This window comes from Bradyrhizobium sp. WU425, assembly GCF_021052305.1.
Classification (GTDB): Bacteria; Pseudomonadota; Alphaproteobacteria; order Rhizobiales; family Xanthobacteraceae; genus Bradyrhizobium; species Bradyrhizobium canariense_D.
In genome coordinates this window covers 7412196-7427814 of sequence record NZ_CP088089.1, presented here as the reverse complement: position 1 = coordinate 7427814, position 15619 = coordinate 7412196, and the positions used below count along the sequence as shown (strand labels likewise).

15 protein-coding genes are annotated in these 15619 nt (G+C 64.1%); 4 read left to right on the top strand and 11 right to left on the bottom strand.

The genetic code is table 11. The annotated features are described in order from the left end of the window. Window positions 1-87: 87 nt before the first annotated feature. From BcanWU425_RS35395 to BcanWU425_RS35385, 3 genes are all read right to left on the bottom strand, one after another. Complete coding sequence (locus BcanWU425_RS35395) at window positions 88-2241, bottom strand: methyl-accepting chemotaxis protein (protein WP_018458162.1); 2154 nt, start codon at window positions 2239-2241, stop codon at window positions 88-90. Window positions 2242-2406: 165 nt separating this feature from the next. Continuing rightward, on the bottom strand, window positions 2407-3132 hold the full coding sequence (locus BcanWU425_RS35390) for an outer membrane protein (RefSeq protein WP_204513213.1): 726 nt from the start codon (window positions 3130-3132) through the stop codon (window positions 2407-2409). A 223-nt stretch (window positions 3133-3355) separates the two neighbouring features. Continuing rightward, window positions 3356-3676 carry a hypothetical protein gene (locus BcanWU425_RS35385; RefSeq protein WP_027570057.1) on the bottom strand — a complete coding sequence of 107 codons (321 nt, stop codon included), beginning with the start codon at window positions 3674-3676 and terminating at the stop codon, window positions 3356-3358. Between the two features lie 207 nt (window positions 3677-3883). Here BcanWU425_RS35385 and BcanWU425_RS35380 point away from each other — a divergent pair, with 207 nt between their 5' ends. Further along, the gene (locus BcanWU425_RS35380) at window positions 3884-4174 is read left to right on the top strand and encodes a hypothetical protein (protein ID WP_018458165.1); all 291 of its coding nucleotides are present in this window, start codon (window positions 3884-3886) and stop codon (window positions 4172-4174) included. A gap of 134 nt (window positions 4175-4308) precedes the next feature. Here BcanWU425_RS35380 and BcanWU425_RS35375 read toward each other — a convergent pair whose 3' ends face one another. Further along, entirely contained in the window at window positions 4309-4518 is a 210-nt protein-coding gene (locus BcanWU425_RS35375; protein ID WP_007605116.1) for a hypothetical protein, read from the bottom strand. Continuing rightward, window positions 4515-4679, bottom strand: coding sequence for a hypothetical protein (locus BcanWU425_RS35370; protein ID WP_018458166.1), 165 nt, complete (start codon window positions 4677-4679; stop codon window positions 4515-4517). Before BcanWU425_RS35370 ends, BcanWU425_RS35375 begins: the two co-directional genes overlap by 4 nt. Before the next feature lie 346 nt (window positions 4680-5025). On the opposite strand from BcanWU425_RS35370, the gene BcanWU425_RS35365 reads away from it, so the two are divergent. Then, a complete protein-coding gene (locus BcanWU425_RS35365; RefSeq protein WP_083926507.1) occupies window positions 5026-5295 on the top strand; it encodes a hypothetical protein in 270 nt (89 codons plus the stop codon). 18 nt (window positions 5296-5313) lie between these two features. Here the strand turns inward: BcanWU425_RS35365 and BcanWU425_RS35360 are convergent, their stop codons facing one another. The 5 genes from BcanWU425_RS35360 to BcanWU425_RS35340 form a co-directional block, all read right to left on the bottom strand. Continuing rightward, window positions 5314-6930, bottom strand: a complete 1617-nt coding sequence (locus BcanWU425_RS35360; protein WP_204513214.1) for an ABC transporter ATP-binding protein — start codon at window positions 6928-6930, stop codon at window positions 5314-5316. Window positions 6931-6932: 2 nt separating this feature from the next. Next, window positions 6933-7772: an ABC transporter permease gene (locus BcanWU425_RS35355; protein ID WP_018458168.1), complete on the bottom strand. Its 840-nt coding sequence runs from the start codon at window positions 7770-7772 to the stop codon at window positions 6933-6935. After that, a complete protein-coding gene (locus tag BcanWU425_RS35350; RefSeq protein ID WP_085349289.1) occupies window positions 7769-8740 on the bottom strand; it encodes an ABC transporter permease in 972 nt (323 codons plus the stop codon). The genes BcanWU425_RS35355 and BcanWU425_RS35350 overlap by 4 nt, the downstream gene beginning before the upstream one ends. Window positions 8741-8831: 91 nt before the next feature. Then, entirely contained in the window at window positions 8832-10382 is a 1551-nt protein-coding gene (locus tag BcanWU425_RS35345) for an ABC transporter substrate-binding protein (RefSeq protein ID WP_204513215.1), read from the bottom strand. Between the two features lie 265 nt (window positions 10383-10647). Further along, complete coding sequence (locus BcanWU425_RS35340) at window positions 10648-12198, bottom strand: winged helix-turn-helix domain-containing tetratricopeptide repeat protein (protein ID WP_026233517.1); 1551 nt, start codon at window positions 12196-12198, stop codon at window positions 10648-10650. Between the two features lie 134 nt (window positions 12199-12332). Here BcanWU425_RS35340 and mddA point away from each other — a divergent pair, with 134 nt between their 5' ends. Together mddA and BcanWU425_RS35330 are read left to right on the top strand one after the other, a co-directional pair. After that, window positions 12333-13118, top strand: coding sequence for a methanethiol S-methyltransferase (gene mddA / locus BcanWU425_RS35335; protein ID WP_018458172.1), 786 nt, complete (start codon window positions 12333-12335; stop codon window positions 13116-13118). A gap of 228 nt (window positions 13119-13346) precedes the next feature. Beyond that, window positions 13347-13769: a GFA family protein gene (locus tag BcanWU425_RS35330; RefSeq protein ID WP_026233518.1), complete on the top strand. Its 423-nt coding sequence runs from the start codon at window positions 13347-13349 to the stop codon at window positions 13767-13769. A 43-nt stretch (window positions 13770-13812) separates the two neighbouring features. On the opposite strand, the gene BcanWU425_RS35325 is transcribed toward BcanWU425_RS35330, so the two are convergent. Beyond that, window positions 13813-15372 (bottom strand): winged helix-turn-helix domain-containing tetratricopeptide repeat protein, encoded by a 1560-nt coding sequence (locus BcanWU425_RS35325; protein WP_085349292.1) that lies wholly within the window; start codon window positions 15370-15372, stop codon window positions 13813-13815. Between the last annotated feature and the right edge of the window lie 247 nt (window positions 15373-15619).

The following is a 15619-nucleotide window of genomic DNA, read 5'->3' as shown; positions in this document are numbered from 1 at the left end:
CTTAAACCCGCCCGTCACGGCGCGCCAGCCGAAAAAGAACGCTGGCGCGGCCCGCATAGCGGTCATTCCGGGCTACGGAACGGCGCCTTACGCAGCCCGCATGTTGTTGAGGAACGCGTCGATCTCTCCGCGCAGCATGTCGGCTTCGCGGCGGAGCGCGTCGGAGGCGCCGAGCACTTCGTTCGCCGCTGCGCCGGCTTCCGCCGAAGCCGTGGAGACGCCGACGATGTTGCTGGAAACCTCGCTGGTGCCGCCGGCCGCATGCTGGATGTTGCGGGCGATCTCGCGTGTCGCCGCGCCCTGTTCCTCGACGGCGGCGGCGATCGTCGTAGTGACGTCGTTGATCTCGCCGATGATCCGGCCGATGCCCTGGATGGCGCCGACCGCCGACGTCGTCACTGACTGCATGCTGGCGATCTGGCTACGGATCTCCTCCGTGGCCTTGGCGGTCTGGCTCGCGAGGCTCTTCACCTCGGAGGCGACCACCGCGAAGCCGCGGCCGGCTTCGCCCGCGCGCGCCGCCTCGATGGTGGCGTTGAGCGCCAGCAGATTGGTCTGCGAGGCGATGGTCTGAATCAGGTCGACCACCACGCTGATGCGGCTCGCGCTGTCGGCGAGGCTCTGCACGGTGGCGTCGGTCGCGCCCGCTTCGTCGACCGCCTTCCTGGCGATCGCGGCCGAGGTGACGACCTGCTTGCTGATTTCCTCGATCGAGGACGAGAGCTGCTCGGTGCCTGACGATACGGTCTGCACGTTGACCGAGGTCTCTTCGGCTGCGGAGGCAACCGCGTTCACCAGCGCATTGGACTGGTCTGCCGTGGTCGACATGCTCTGCGCGGTCGATTGCATCGAATTGGCCGACTGCGCGAGATTGTCGAGTGCGGAGCGCACCGTACTCTCGAACCCGGCGATCTTCGCCTCCATCTGCGCCGCACGCTCGGCCTTGGCGATGCGATCCCTGTCCTGCTCGCTCGCAAGCGCCCGGGCTTCGATCATGCTGTCGCGGAACACCGTCAGCGTTTCCTTCATCGCGCCGATCTCGTCGTTCTGCCGGGAGCGGACGATCTCGGTGTCAAGGTCGCCGGCCGAGAGCAACTGCATGGCGCGTTGAAGCTCGCGAATGCGGCGCAGGATGTTGCGGCCGACATAGAGCCAGACGAACAGCGCCGAGCCGACCAGCGTCAGTGCGCCGAGCGCCAGCATCGCGGTGGTCGCGAGCGAGATCTCCTGCCGCGCCTGGAAGGTCGACGCGTTGGTCTCCTTCTGCACACCCTCGACCAGCTGCTGCACGCTGATGCCGAGGCCGACATTGAGCTTGCGGGTCTCGTCCAGGATGGTCTGGCCGTAGTCGATCGCGTCGAGCTCTTTCTGGCGGATCTTGAACACGCCGGACTTGCCTTCGCCGAAGGCGAACAGCTTTTGCACGGTGTCGCGCACCGCCTGCATCGAGGCCATGTTCGGCAGGTCCTCGAGGTTCGACTTGACACGGTCGCGCGTCGCCTTGAACTCCTTCTCGATCGCCTCCAGCGTATCGCTGTTGTTGGCCGACAGCGCCGCCATCATGTCGGCGGCCATCAGATTGCCGTTGGCGGAGATGGTCGCGACCTGGGAGACGGTGCGGGCGGCTTCGGTGGCATCGTCAGCGGAAACTTCCGCCGCACCGAGGATCGCGTTCAGACGCGTCTGCGCATCCAGCATGGCAGGACCGGCCGCACCGACGAAGGTGAGCTGCGCCTTGCGGAGTGCTTCATATTGCTTGTCATGCAGCGCGCCGGTATCGAGCCGCTCGCGCGCGGCTGACACCAGGCTCTGGGTCGCCTCGTCGATGCTCTTGGCGGTGTCGCGCAACGCGGTTGCGATCTGCTTGTCGGCGCCGAGCTCGATGATCTCGCCAAGCTTGGCCATGGCAAGCTGCTGGATCTCCTGCACCTTCTTGGTGCGTTCGTTCAGCGCCTCGTCGGACGGCGACGCTAGCAGGCCCGGCCCCTGCGCCGCGAGCGTTGCGCTTTGCGATGCGAGTTGAAGGCTTGCGGAAAGGCGCGGGATATCGCGGCCGCTCAGGTCCATCATAGTGCTGCCGAGATGGTTGAAGACGAAGCCGGCGCCGGCCGCGATCACGAGACCCATGCCCGCGATCACTGCGAAGGCCGTGAACAGGCTGCCGCGCACGCCCCATGTCGGCATTTTGAAACGAGGCCGGATACCACCAAGCAAACGGCCAAGGCCCAGACGGATCGCCATCGAAATTCCCCCACGCATGATCTTTATGTTTTCGCGGCGGAGTATCCTCGGGGCAGGTTAAAAAATCGCAAGTTGCTCAATTGGTTGCGTTGCGTTCCGCACAGCGAAAAAAGAAGGGCCGGCAACGATGCCGGCCCTTCATCATGATAAGGCTTTGATAACCGTTCAGTAGCGCGCGACCGCCGAGTTGGCCCAGTTGAAGCGGTAGTTGACGCCCGCCTTGATGGTGTGGTCGTCGGTGGTGAAGTTGCCGGTTCCCGCCAGCGGGCCCGCGGTGAAGTGGGCGTCGCCGAAATTGTAGTACTGGTACTCGGCCTTGGCTGACCAGTTCGGCGCGAACATGTATTCGAGGCCGGCGCCGACGGTGTAGCCGTTACGGTGGTCGCCGCTGATGATGAAGCCGGTCGGCACGCCGCCGACGGTCACCTTCTCGTTGTTGTCGGAATAGGCGTAGCCGCCCTTCACGTAGAGCAGGCCCGGACCCCAGGTGTAGCCGACGCGGCCGGTGATCGAGCCGAGACCGCGCTGGTCGTTGGTGTAGGCGACGCCGCCTGGGAACACCGCGCCGACGCTGCCGGAGAGCCAGGAATACTGGCCTTCGACGCCGACAACGAAGTTCGGGTTGAACTGCCAGTCCGCACCGGCCTGCAGACCGCCGAGGAAACGGCCGTTGCCGTTATTGCCGGTGGAGAGGCCGCTGAAATTGTTGTCGCTGGAGAACGCGCCGCCGACATGGCCGCCGATATAGAAGCCGGTCCAGTTGTAAATCGGGGCGGCATAGGCGGGCGCGGGCGCCTTATAATAGTTGCGGTTACCGAGATCGGCACCGACCGCCGGTGCGGCAGCGCCCACCACGAGCAGCGCAACGGTCGCGAACAGAATCTTCTTCATAGTCCAAACTCCAACACTTAAGTCCCCGGCAGTCGCGCTTTCCGCGCCGTCGTTGGTTCTGCAGATAGCTCGCTTTTGACGAAAATGCTGTCACATCCATGGCACAGCGGCAGCCAACGTAACTTATTGGGCTGTAAATGATTTTTGTGCTTAATGTCGGCTTAAGAAGTGCTGAAGGAAAGCTTAACTCGGCGCTATCAGGCTAACTTGCGCGCGCATCTCATTAACCAAGACGGCGCCGCGCCTCATCGCGCATCTGTTCGCGGAATGCAGCGCGCTTTGCGGGCCGGTCTTCCTCGCGCACGTCATGACGATCGAAGACGTCGAACTTCTCCAGGATCGGATAGCGCTCGCTCGCCATCGCGAGCACGCGCAGCACCTTGGTCGCCGACGGCGTCGGGCCGCTCACTTCCCAGCGCCGGATGGTGTCGGCGCCGCCCTTCTCCGGCAATCCGCAGAGCCGGGCCATGTCGGCCGCGGTGAGCTTGCGCTCGAGGACCTCCGAGAGATCGTTGCGGAGTTGCTTCAGTTCGGGACCGGTCATGTCGCCTCAATACACGAAGTCGATGAGGTGAATGCACTAGCGCTGATTCGGGTCCATCCGAAGGCGAGGCACGCGAGCGGGCGTGCTAGTCGTGCGACCGCTCCCCGGCGCCTCCGCCCGCGCACGGAGTTATGAACGGCTGCCTATGGAAATCCGCGGCTGAATGAACAGATGGCAAGGGGCCCACAGCGAATGAAGGGATCAGCCATGACAAGCATCAAACCCGCCATTGCCGCCCTAGTCACCGTCGGGTTGCTTGCCGCGCCGATCGCGGCTGAGGCCAAGAAGCACCGGTCAAGCCGAGCTTACAGCACCGGCGTGGTGGCTCCGAGCTATGGGAGCGCCGGATCGTTGGCAGCACAGCCCAGAGCCTACGGGTCGAGCGGACAGTCGGTTGGGACGGTCACGGCGCCGTCGGTCGGTACGTATAACTGGCCGTCGGTCGGCGTGACCAACGCAGTCCCGACCTGGAGCAACACCAACCCGCCGGTCAGGTAGGCGCGCCTGTCTGGCGAGCCAATGCCGGTCACCTGTGACGGTCGCAAGGCCAAAGAAGATGATAAAGTGCGACCAGCAATGATCATGGCGGTGGACCAGACATTGCGGATCGTTCAGGGAGAGCCCGTCCGATCCTAAATTCCCCGCCCGGCCTGTTGGCCGATCACGCAGCGCCACCCGGCGAGGCGCTCGGCCGGATGCTGGTTCATCCATTCGGCGAGTTGCGGCGCGCCCATCAGGCAAGATTGCATCGAGACGTCGGCGAAGTCGGATGTGGTGACGGTCTGCTCATGACAGTTCGCCGGAGAGGCGAGGTTGCAGAGCACGGCGATGATTTTGATCACGCGAGGTTGCCCCCGTCGCTGCGACGTGCGGCGGCTCCGCCTGATCTCTCGCTCATCGGATCAGTCGGCGGGAAGATGCTGTCGTAGATCGCGCGCGCTTCCTGGATGAGGCGAATGCGCTCGCGCTCGGATTTCGAGACAAACTGAATAATCTGGCCCATGTCGGCTCCAATTAGATCTTCAATCCACCATCACATGATGGAAATCATTTCATGCGGATGTGGGGTGCCGGCTTCGGCTTTGCAGCCATGCGGGCGGTCACGAGGGATAAAAAGCCCGTGACTATTCCGTTCCTGAGGTGGAACGGGGTACCTTCAGCGATGCGCCGATGGCACGGCGCATCCGTTCGGCGGGGACCGCTTCGTAGCATCGTGATGAAGAGTTGAGCCGACGGGATGATGGCACTGCGGCACATTTTCTCGCGCGTGGAGTTGTAAGGTCAGTCAGTGCACGGTCGCCTCGACGAACGGCATTGCGATTGAGAGACCGCGCCCGAAAGGATCAGCCATGACAAGAACAAAACGCACCATTGCTGCACTTATTGCTCTCGGATTGGCTGCCGCGCCACTTGCTGTAAACGCACAAACATCGGGGACGGGTACACCAGGCAGCACGAGCGGACGCACCGGAGCGCCGGTGCAGCAAGGGACCATCGGAAGTTCCGGGCAGACCGTCGGGACCGTGACGGCGCCGTCGATCGGAACGTCCAACCAGCCCTCCGTCGGCGTAACAAACTCAGTCCCCACCTGGAACAACACGAATCCTCGAACGAAGTAGAAACCGCGGTCGGCTGACTTACGCCGGCGCGCGCTCTCTCTGCCCCGGGACTGCTGCGAGCAATTCGCGTGTATAGGCATGCTCGGGCGCGGCGAACAGCTGCGCGGTCGGCTTCAGCTCGACGATGACGCCGCGCTGCATCACGGCGATGCGGTCACAGATTTGCGCTGCGACTCGCAGGTCGTGGGTGATGAACAGCATCGAGAGGCCGAGGCGGGCCTTGAGGTCTTCGAGCAGCCTTAGGACCTGCGCCTGCACGGAGACGTCGAGCGCGGAGACGGCCTCGTCCGCGACGATGATCTCGGGCTCGAGCGCGAGCGCGCGCGCAATGCCGATGCGCTGGCGCTGGCCGCCGGAGAATTCATGCGGATAGCGTTCGAGCGCGCCGGCATCGAGCCCGACCATCTTGAGGAGATCGCGGGCGCGGTCGAACGCCACTTTCGGATCGGTGCCGGCCGCGATCGGGCCGTCGGCGATGATATGACCGACCTTGCGGCGCGGATTGAGCGAAGCGAACGGATCCTGGAAGATCATCTGGATGCGAGGGCGCTCGGCGCGTAGCGCCTTGCCCGCGAGCTTTGTGAGATCGGTCTCGCCGATCCGCACGGTGCCGCGGTCGGCCTCGATCAGCCGCATCACAAGGCGGGCCACCGACGATTTGCCAGAACCGGATTCGCCGACCAGGCCGAGCGTCTCGCCTTTGAGGATGTTGAAATTAACCCCGCGCGCGGCATCGACGCGGCGGTCCTCGCGAAACCAGCCGCCCGAGGTGACGTAGGTCTTGTCCAGTCCGATCACCTCGACCGCCTTGGCCTGGTCGTCCAGGGGGCTGCGGGCGGGTGGGTCCATCGAGGGCACGGCGGCGAGCAGCGCCTTGGTGTAGTCGTGTTGCGGCGCGTTGAAGACCGCCGAGGCGGGGCCTTCCTCGACCACCTTGCCATGGCGCAACACCACGACTTGGTCGGCGATGTCGGCGACCACGCCGAAATCATGGGTGATGAACATCACCGCCATGTTGCGATTGCGCTGGAGGTTGCGGATCAGTTTCAGGATCTGCGCTTGCGTGGTGACGTCGAGCGCGGTGGTCGGCTCGTCCGCAACCAGCACCGCCGGTTCGAGCGCGAGCGCCATCGCGATCATGGCGCGCTGGCGCTGGCCGCCGGAGAGCTGGTGCGGATAGGCGCGCACGATGCGCTCGGGGTCGGGGAGGCCGACTTCGCGCGCCAGCGATAGCGCCTTTGCGCGCCGCTCCCTCGGCGTGAGCAGCCCGTGCGCCTCGAACATCTCCGCCATCTGGTCGCCGATCCGCATCAACGGATTGAGCGCGGTCATCGGTTCCTGAAAAATCATCGCAAGCCGGCGGCCGCGCAGATCGCGCCAGCATTCGTCGTCGAGTTTGAGCAGGTCGCGTCCTTCGAACTGGATCTCGCCGGAGGTGACGGTGACCGTGTCCGGCAACAGGCCCATCAGCGCATGCGCGCACATCGACTTGCCGGAGCCGGATTCGCCGACCACGCAAACGATCTTGCCGGGCCGCAAATCGAGCGAGATGCCGTCGACCGCGAAGGGACGCTCGGCGCCCTTGGGCAATGCGATCCGCAGATTCTTGACGGAGACGGCGGGCGGTGCGGTCATGATCAGCGGCCCTCCCGCGACAGCCGCGGATTGAGCGCGTCGTTGAGGCCTTCGCCGATCAAATTGAGCCCGAGCACCGAGATCAGGATCGCGACGCCGGGAAACACGGTGATCCACCAGGCCTGGCGGATCACGGTGCGGCCGGCACCGACCATGTAGCCCCAGGAGATCAGATTGGGATCGCCGAGGCCGAGGAACGCCAGCGAGGATTCCAGCAGGATCGCGGTCGCCACCATCAGCGAAGCCAGCACGATCACCGGCGACAGCGTGTTCGGCAGGATTTCGCGCAGGATGATCCAGGTGTTGCTCTGGCCCGTGACCACCGCGGCCTGGACGTACTCCCGCGTGCGCAACGACAGCACCTCGCCGCGGACGAGGCGCGCGACCGGCGGCCAGCTTACCAGCGCGATCGAGGCGACGATCGAATAGATCGAGGGCTGCAGGATCGCGACCAGGACGATCGCGAGCGCAAAGCTCGGAATGGTTTGGAAGAACTCGGTGAAACGCATCAGGGCGTCGTCGACCCTGCCGCCGAAATAGCCGGCCATGGCGCCGATCGGAACGCCGACGACCAGCGCAACCAGGGTGGAGACCATGCCGACGAGCAGCGAGACGCGTGCGCCGAAGATCATGCCGGCGAACACGTCGCGGCCGAGTGCATCGGTGCCGAGCGGCACGGTCGCGAGCGTGAACGGCGGCAGAAACGGCCGCTGCACCATGCGCCAGGGCGAGTTCGGGAACAGCATCGGACCGAACAAGGCGACTGAGATCGCAAGGAGCAGGATGATGAGCCCGATGACGCCGCTCGGGCTCCTCAACATCGATTTCCAGAACTGTTTCATGTGGAGAATTCGATGCGCGGGTCGACCAGGCGATAGACCAGGTCGGTGATGAGGTTGAAGATCAGGACAATGGCGGAGCAGATCACGAAGACCCCGAGCAGCAGATTGTAGTCGCGCTGGAGCAGGGCGTCGTACATCAGGCGTCCGATGCCGGGCCAGGCGAACACGGTCTCGGTGATGACGGCGCCGCCGATCAGGGTGCCGGAGTGGACTCCGGCGAGCGTCACGACGGGCAGTAGCGCGTTGCGCAGGACGTGGCGACGCTGGATCACGGCGTCGGACAGGCCTTTGGCGCGCGCGGTCTTGACGAAGTCGAGACGCTTCACTTCGAGCATCGAGGCTCGCGTCATGCGCGTATACGTCGCCATAAAAAACAGGCCGAGCGTCATCGCCGGCATAATCAGGTGCCTTGCGACGTCGACCACATGGGCAGGGCCGGAAAGGTTGGCGCCGACCGTCTCGTAGCCGAAGCTCGGCAGCCAATCCATGGTGACCGAGAACAGCAGGATGCTCATGAGCGCCACCCAGAAGATCGGCATGGCGTAAAAGATCAGCGCAAAGACGGTGATCGCGGTGTCGAGAAAGGTTCCGGCAAAGCGCGCGGCGAAGGTGCCGAAGAGAATGCCGAGCACGAGCGAGATCGCGAAGGCCGTCAGCGTCAGCAGCAATGTCGCCGGCAGCCGCTCGCCGATCAGCTTCGCGACCGGCGCCTGCTGGCGGAAGGAGAAGCCGAGGTCGAGGGTCACGATGCCCTTGACGTAGATGAAGAGCTGCTCGGGCAGCGGCTTGTCCAGGCCGAACTTCTCCCTGAGCTGCTGGACGAAGATCTGGTCGCTGGCGCCGGCCTCGCCCGCCATCACGACGGCGGGATCGCCGGGCGCGAGCCGGATCAGGAAGAAATTGAGGACGACGATCGCAAGCAGGACGATCACGCCCTTCGCGACACGCTGAGCGACAAAGGAGAGCATCTAGAGGATCATATCGGTGGTGTGACCTGGAGCGACAGAGACGGAGCGCCCACCTCTCCCCGCAAGCGGGGAGAGGTGACGGAGGTAGCCCTCACCTGTCGAGCCATGCATCCTTGAAGCCGTCGTTGACTCCGATCCCGGTGGTGATCAGGTTCTTGACCTTGCAGCGCATGATGGTCGGGAATTGCAGCTCGAGCATCCAGGCCACCGGCACGTCCTCGACCAGGATCTTCTGCGCCTTCTCGTAGATCTCCTTGCGCTTGGAGTCCGGCGTTGCCACCGCGCCCTCGGCGAACAGCTTGTCGATCTCAGCGTTGGAGTAACCCTCGACGTTGTTGAACACCTGGCCCTTGGCAATCGCGCTGGAGACGTAATTGCGGCCGACGCCGAGCGCGGGGTCGCCGTACTGGTAGAGGTAGGTGAAGGCGATGTCGTAGTCCCAGTCGCCGATCTTCTGGTTGCCGCCGGCGACGTCGGTGGCGATGGTCTCGATGTTCATGCCGACGTCCTGGAGGTTCTGCTTCACGGCTTCACCCCAGCGCTGCCAGGTCTCGCCATAGGCGAGCGGCAGAAGGCGGATCTTCTCGCCCTTGTAGCCGGCTTCCTTCAGCAGCGCCTTGGCCTTGGCGGGATCGTAAGGGTACTTCGGCACGTCGTCGGTGTAGTATTTGATGGTCGAGGCCGACGGGCCGGTTGCGACCTTGCCGAGCCCGTTCCAGATCACGTCCTTGGCGAACTCGCGGTCGATCGCAAACATGACCGCCTGCCGCACCCGCTTGTCGGCGAGCGGACCCTGCCGGTTGTTGAGCCACAGCCAGGCCAGCGGCGAGAAGAACTCCCAGCCGGCGCCGGTGACGCAGGTGTCCTTCAGCTTGGAGAGCCGGGGCACGTCGAAATTCTCGACCGAGCCGCCGGGCAGCACGTCGACCTTGCCGGTCTCATACGCCACCGAGCGCGCCGCGGCATCGGGAATGATCTGCCAGTAGATCTCGTCGAGATAGGGCTTGCCCTTCTCGTAATAGTTCGGGTTCTTGACCAGGCGGATGAAGGAGCCTTTCTGCCATTCCTTGAACATGAAGGGGCCGGTGCCGACTGGGGCGTTGTTGTAGGGATTGGTCTTCCAGTCGGTGCTTTCATAGAGATGCTTCGGCACCATCGGCATCGAGCCGACCTCGAAGATGCCCAGGAACGGACCGAACGGCTGCTTCAGCGTGAACACCACCGTGTAGTCGTCGGGGGCCTCGACCTTGTCGACCTGCGCGAGGTTGTTGCGAGCGCGCGCATGCGTCTGTTTCAGCATCTCGAGCGAGAACAGCACGTCGGCGGCGGTGAAGGGCTTGCCGTCATGCCAGGTCACGCCCTTCCTGAGCTTGAATGTGTAGGTTTTTGCGTCCTCGCTGACGCTCCAGCTCTCGGCGAGCTCCGGCTGCGGTTCGAGCTTGGGGCTGTAGCGAAGCAGGCCTTCGAAAATGTTGCCCGACACCATCTGCACCGGGCCGTTCTGGACCATCGCCAGCATCAGGCCGGGCGGCTCGGGCTGAATCACGGCATTGATCGCTCCACCCGCCTTCGGCTCTTGCGCCAGCGCGGGGGCCGCAAGGCCGCAAGCCAGGAGGACACCAAGCAACACTCGTTTTGACATGTCGTATCTTTCTCAAGCGAGACCAGCCGCAAACGCTTCGCACGTCGTGGCGCGCAAAGCTACGGCCGGCCCATCCCAGTCCCCATCCGGGATCGAGGCTCACACGGTCTCATTCGGCGCCGCAAGATGAAAGTCTCGACAATGTTCGCACAAAAAATGTACAGCGCGTCCTGTTATGGTGTTTGGCGGCCAATCCGGCGCCGCAGCGCCGCGCGATCCGTCCATCTGCGCCGCAAGCGCGACGCGAACCCGGCATGAGGATCGTCTAGCGCAAGCCCGCCCGCCGGAATCCTTCCAGATAGTGCTCGCGGTCGGCCTCATTGGCCCATGGCAATTGCGTCGAAATCCAGTGCAGCGAGATGTTGGGCTGGGTGCGGCGGAGCTCGCCCAGCGCCATCTCCCCAAGCACGCCGTCTCCGGTCATGCCGGCAGAAACCGCGAGCACGCGGTAGGCGCCGGTGAGATCGCCGCGATGGCGGATTGCCTCGCGCGCGAGCGCGATGGCCTCGGCATAGCGCCGCTCGGTGAAGCGGGCATAGCCGGCGATGCCGTGATAGATCGCCAGGGATGGATCGCGCGGCGACAGCCGCATTGCCCTCTGCGCTGCCTCGAATGAATCCTTCGGCCGCCCGGCATAGGACAGCGCCAGTGCGTAATAGCCCTGCGCCAGCGAGAAGTTCGGATTGAGTGCGAGCGCCTGCTCGAACTCGGACAGTGCGTCCGCGAGTCTTCGCGTCGAGAAGTAGACGCTGCCGAGCGCGGCGTGCGCCCAGGCATCCTCATGGTCGCAGCGCACCGCGGCGAGCGCGGCGGCTTCCGCCGCTGGCGCCACCATGGCAAGCTCGGCCCAGCCGAGATGCACGCCGAACATGTGGTTCGCCGCGAGCACCGACAGCGCCTGGCCGTAGTTCGGGTCGATCCCCACCGCGCGTTCCAGCAGCGCCCGTGCGGTCTCGTGATCCCGCCGCGTCACGCGCCAGTAATGCGACAGCGCCCGCATCAGGAGATCCCAGGCATCCAGGCTCGCGGGGGGCTTGCGATGGGCGCGAAAACTTTCCGCCGCATGGATCTGCGGCTCGATCGCCGCAGCGATCGCATTCGTGATCTCGTCCTGCACGGCGAACACGTCGACCAGCTCGCGGTCGTAGCGCTCGGCCCAGAGATGGCTGCCCGTCGTGGCGTCGTTGAGCTGCGCGGTGATGCGCACCCGGTTGTCCGACTTGCGCACGCTGCCTTCGACGACGTAGCGGACGCCCAGTTCCTCGGCAATCTGCCGGATGTGGACCGCGCGCCCCTTGTAGGTAAAGGACGAGTTGCGGGCGATCACCATGAACCAGCGCTGCTTCGACAGCGCGGTGAGGATGTCCTCGCTGATGCCGTCGCCGAAATAGTCCTGTGCGGGATCGCCGCTCATGTTCTCGAAAGCGAGCACCGCGACCGCCGGACGGTCCGTCAGGACGCGCGGCAGGGCAGCGACGGGCTGCGCGGGTGCAGTCGTGGCTGCCACTTCTTCCCGGACTTCGCCGACGAAACGAAAACCCTTGCGCGGAATGGTCTTGATCAGCCGCTGGCTTGCGCCATCGTCGCCGAGCGCCTTGCGGGCGGCGTTGATCCGGCTGTTCAGGGCGGAATCCGAGATGATCCGATCGCTCCAGATCTGGCTGATCAGGTCATCCTTGCTGACCACACGCGTGCGCTGCGCCACCAGATAGAGGAGGAGATCGAACACCTGCGGCTGCAACGGCACGGCGGCTCCGCTGCAAGTGAGTTCCCGCAGGTCGCCGTCGAGCACGTTGTTTTCAAAGCAAAATCGCACGTTTTTGTCGTCTCAAGCAAAAATCAAAGTCGTCTCAGGCGAAAATCAACCGTCCGCGAAAGTCTTGGGACCTCCGGTGCGGCATGGTGCAGCGACCAATGAAGTGCCGGCGTTTTGGCACAACGGAGCTGTTTATGACCCAAATTGATCATCAGGTTCATCCTATCGGCCCGGTTGCGGGCTCACGCATTTTCAAGTTCATCGCCTTTCTGTACGGAATTGCGGCGTATCTCGTGTTTTTCATCACCATTCTCTACGCCATCGGTTTCGTCATGGGGCTGGTGGTGCCGAAGACCATCGATACCGGGACCGACACGCCCGTGGCCGAGGCCATCATCATCAATCTGCTCCTGATGGCCCTGTTTGCGGTCCAGCACAGCGTAATGGCGCGCCGGCAATTCAAGGCCTGGTGGACGCAGTACGTCCCCAAGCCGGTCGAGCGCAGCACCTATGTGCTGTTTGCGAGCCTATCATTGCTCCTCCTGTTCTGGCAGTGGCGTCCGCTGCCCACGGTCATATGGGACGTCGCGAATCCGGATATCGCTGTGACGATCGTCACGCTGTCGCTGGCGGGCTGGGTCCTGGTGTTCACCTCGACCTTCATCATCAATCACTTCGAGCTGTTCGGCTTGCATCAGGTGACCAATCATCTCGTCGGCAAGGAGGCGTCGCCGCCGCGATTCAAGACGCCGCTGCTCTACAAGTTTGTCCGTCATCCGATCTATCTCGGCTTCATCATCGCGTTCTGGGCGGCGCCGGTCATGACCGCGGGCCATCTGCTGTTCGCCGCCGTGACCACGGCCTACATCTTCGTCGGCATCGCGCTGGAGGAGCACGACCTCGTCGATCTCTTCGGCGACGAGTACCGGCAGTACAAACAACGGGTGTCGATGCTTATTCCCTGGCGCAAGTCGGTATAGCTTGCGCGTCGTTCCGTCGCGTCCGCCGAAAGGAGGACGCGCGGCGGCGCCGAGGCGCGTAACGGATCGTGCCGGACGCAACCTTCAACGTTTCTCGGGGTGAATCCCCTCACCCCGACGCTATCAGTGCGAGCAAAGCTCGTCGCGACCCCGCATTCGTTTTTGCCGAGTTCTCGGCAAACAGGAGCGGGGGGAGGAATCTAAACCATCATCAACGGAGACGACCTAATGAAACATGTTGGAAACTGCTTCTGTGGCGCAGTCACGATCGAGGTCACAGGTGCACCGGAGGCGATGGGCTATTGCCATTGCAGCTCGTGCCGCTCGTGGTCGGGCGGTCCGGTGAACGCCTTCAGCCTGTGGAAGCCCGAAGCCGTGCGCATCAGCGAAGGTGCAGAGAATGTCGAGACCTTTGCGAAGACGCCGCTCAGCCAGCGCAAATATTGCAAGAAGTGCGGCGGTCATCTCATGACCAACCATCCGCCGCTCGGCCTGATCGACGTCTTCACTGCCACCATCCCCACCCTCGCGTTTGCACCAGGCGTCCACGTCAATTACGCCGAGACGGTGCTGCCAATGCGCGACGGACTGCCCAAGCTCAAGGATTTCCCGGCCGAATTCGGCGGCAGCGGCGAGATGATGCAGGAGTAGCGGCGCCCTTCTCCTCTCCCGCAAGCGGGAGACGAGAAATTAGCTACCTCATCCCCGCGCGCCGCAATCCCTCGAGATAATGCTCGCGATCCTCGTCCCGCAGCATCGGCAGCTCGCGTGTGATCCAGGCCAGCGAGATGCCGGGCTGGGCGCGGCGCAAGCCTTCCAAGGCGGAAGCCGCGCGCGCGGAATCCCCTGACATACCGGCGGCGGCCGTCAGCACCCGATGCGCGCCGACGAAATCGGCGCGCTGCCGCATCGACTCGCGCGCCATCTGTGCGGCGCCTTCGTAATCGCGGCCGATGAACCGGGCATAGGCCGCGACGCCGCAATAGATCGCCGCGAGCGGGTCGCGTGGGCTCAGCCGCAGCGCGCGGCGCGCGGCGACATCGCCGTTCTGCCATCGTCCCGCGTAGCACAGCGTCACGCCGTAGAAGGCGTGCGCCATCGCAAAGTTCGGATTAAGGTTCAGCGCCAGCTCGAATTCCGCCAGTGCGTCGTCGAAGCGGCGGCGGAATAAATAAGTGTATGCCAGGCCGTGATGGGCCCAGGCATCCTCACGATCGGCCTCCACCGCCGCGAGCGCGGCGTGCTCGGCGACCGGCACGGTCGCGGCCATCTCAGACCAACCCATATGCGCGCCGAAGATGTGGCTGGTCGCGAGCAGGCCGAGCGCCTTGCCATAGGCGGGATCGAGCGCGACGGCCTTCTCGAGCAGTCCTTGCGCGGCGGCATTATCCTCGCGGGTAATACGCCAGTAATGCGACAATGCGCGCATCACGAGGTCCCAGGCATCCAGGCTTCCCGGCGGCTTCTGCTGGGCGCGAAAACTCTCGGCGGTATAGAGCTGCGGCTCGATCGCGGCGACGATCGCCTCGGTGATCTCGTCCTGCACCGCGAAGATGTCGGCAAGCTCGCGGTCGTATCGTTCGGCCCAGAGATGGCTGCCGGTCGAGACGTCGTTGAGCTGCGCGGAGATACGCACGCGATCGCCGCTCCGCCGCACGCTGCCTTCGAGCACGTAGCGCACGCCGAGCTCGCGCGCGACCTCGTTCATGTGCACGGCGCGGCCCTTGTAGACGAAGGAGGAGTTGCGCGCGATGACGAAGAACCAGCGCAGCTTCGACAGCGCGGTGATGATGTCCTCGCTGATCCCGTCGGAGAAATAATCCTGCTCGCGGTCGCCACTCATATTGGTGAAGGGGAGCACCGCGATCGCCGGCCGGTCCGGTAGCGGCAGCGGGGCCCGCAGAAGCTTCGCTCCGAAATCGGATTCCGGCGCAGTCGCCCCACGCTTGGTTTCGACGTCGCCGACGAAACGAAAACCCTTGCGTGAGATGGTGCGGATCAGCGCCTGGCTCGCGCCGGTGTCTCCGACCGCCTTACGTGCCGCATTGATCCGGCTGGTCAGGGTCGATTCGGAGACGCTGCGCCCGTGCCAGATCTTGTCGATCAGCTCGTCCTTGCTGACCACCCGGTCGCGGTTCTCCATGAGGTGGACGACGAGATCGAAGACCTGCGGCTCCACGGCAACGGGAACCTGCTCGCGGCTCAGCTCGCGCAAGTCGGTATCGAGCAGGTGATCCCGGAACAGAAACTGCACGTCGAAAACTCAGACCTCAAGGCAACATCGGGCAATGATGGACGCAAAACGGATTTCGGCTGATGTCTGTGAGTCCACCGAGGGGCCTGCCCGGTTCACCACGATCGAGTGATGGCAGGCATGCAGTTTACGGGAAGGAATGCAATCTGGATTAGAATAAAGCCGTTTCGGCCGGATTGTCGCGATTTCCTCACGTCGTTGCGAGCGCAGCGAAGCAATCCAGCCTGTCGCCGCGGAGACAGCGTGG

What these genes read in the sequence shown, in the direction of transcription:
- BcanWU425_RS35395 (WP_018458162.1), bottom strand. Translation starts at nt 2,241, where the DNA reads ATGGCGATCCGTCTGGGCCTTGGCCGTTTGCTTGGTGGTATCCGGCCT.
- BcanWU425_RS35390 (WP_204513213.1), bottom strand. Translation starts at nt 3,132, where the DNA reads ATGAAGAAGATTCTGTTCGCGACCGTTGCGCTGCTCGTGGTGGGCGCT.
- BcanWU425_RS35385 (WP_027570057.1), bottom strand. Translation starts at nt 3,676, where the DNA reads ATGACCGGTCCCGAACTGAAGCAACTCCGCAACGATCTCTCGGAGGTC.
- BcanWU425_RS35380 (WP_018458165.1), top strand. Translation starts at nt 3,884, where the DNA reads ATGACAAGCATCAAACCCGCCATTGCCGCCCTAGTCACCGTCGGGTTG.
- BcanWU425_RS35370 (WP_018458166.1), bottom strand. Translation starts at nt 4,679, where the DNA reads ATGGGCCAGATTATTCAGTTTGTCTCGAAATCCGAGCGCGAGCGCATT.
- BcanWU425_RS35365 (WP_083926507.1), top strand. Translation starts at nt 5,026, where the DNA reads ATGACAAGAACAAAACGCACCATTGCTGCACTTATTGCTCTCGGATTG.
- BcanWU425_RS35360 (WP_204513214.1), bottom strand. Translation starts at nt 6,930, where the DNA reads ATGACCGCACCGCCCGCCGTCTCCGTCAAGAATCTGCGGATCGCATTG.
- BcanWU425_RS35355 (WP_018458168.1), bottom strand. Translation starts at nt 7,772, where the DNA reads ATGAAACAGTTCTGGAAATCGATGTTGAGGAGCCCGAGCGGCGTCATC.
- BcanWU425_RS35350 (WP_085349289.1), bottom strand. Translation starts at nt 8,740, where the DNA reads ATGCTCTCCTTTGTCGCTCAGCGTGTCGCGAAGGGCGTGATCGTCCTG.
- BcanWU425_RS35345 (WP_204513215.1), bottom strand. Translation starts at nt 10,382, where the DNA reads ATGTCAAAACGAGTGTTGCTTGGTGTCCTCCTGGCTTGCGGCCTTGCG.
- mddA (WP_018458172.1), top strand. Translation starts at nt 12,333, where the DNA reads ATGACCCAAATTGATCATCAGGTTCATCCTATCGGCCCGGTTGCGGGC.
- BcanWU425_RS35330 (WP_026233518.1), top strand. Translation starts at nt 13,347, where the DNA reads ATGAAACATGTTGGAAACTGCTTCTGTGGCGCAGTCACGATCGAGGTC.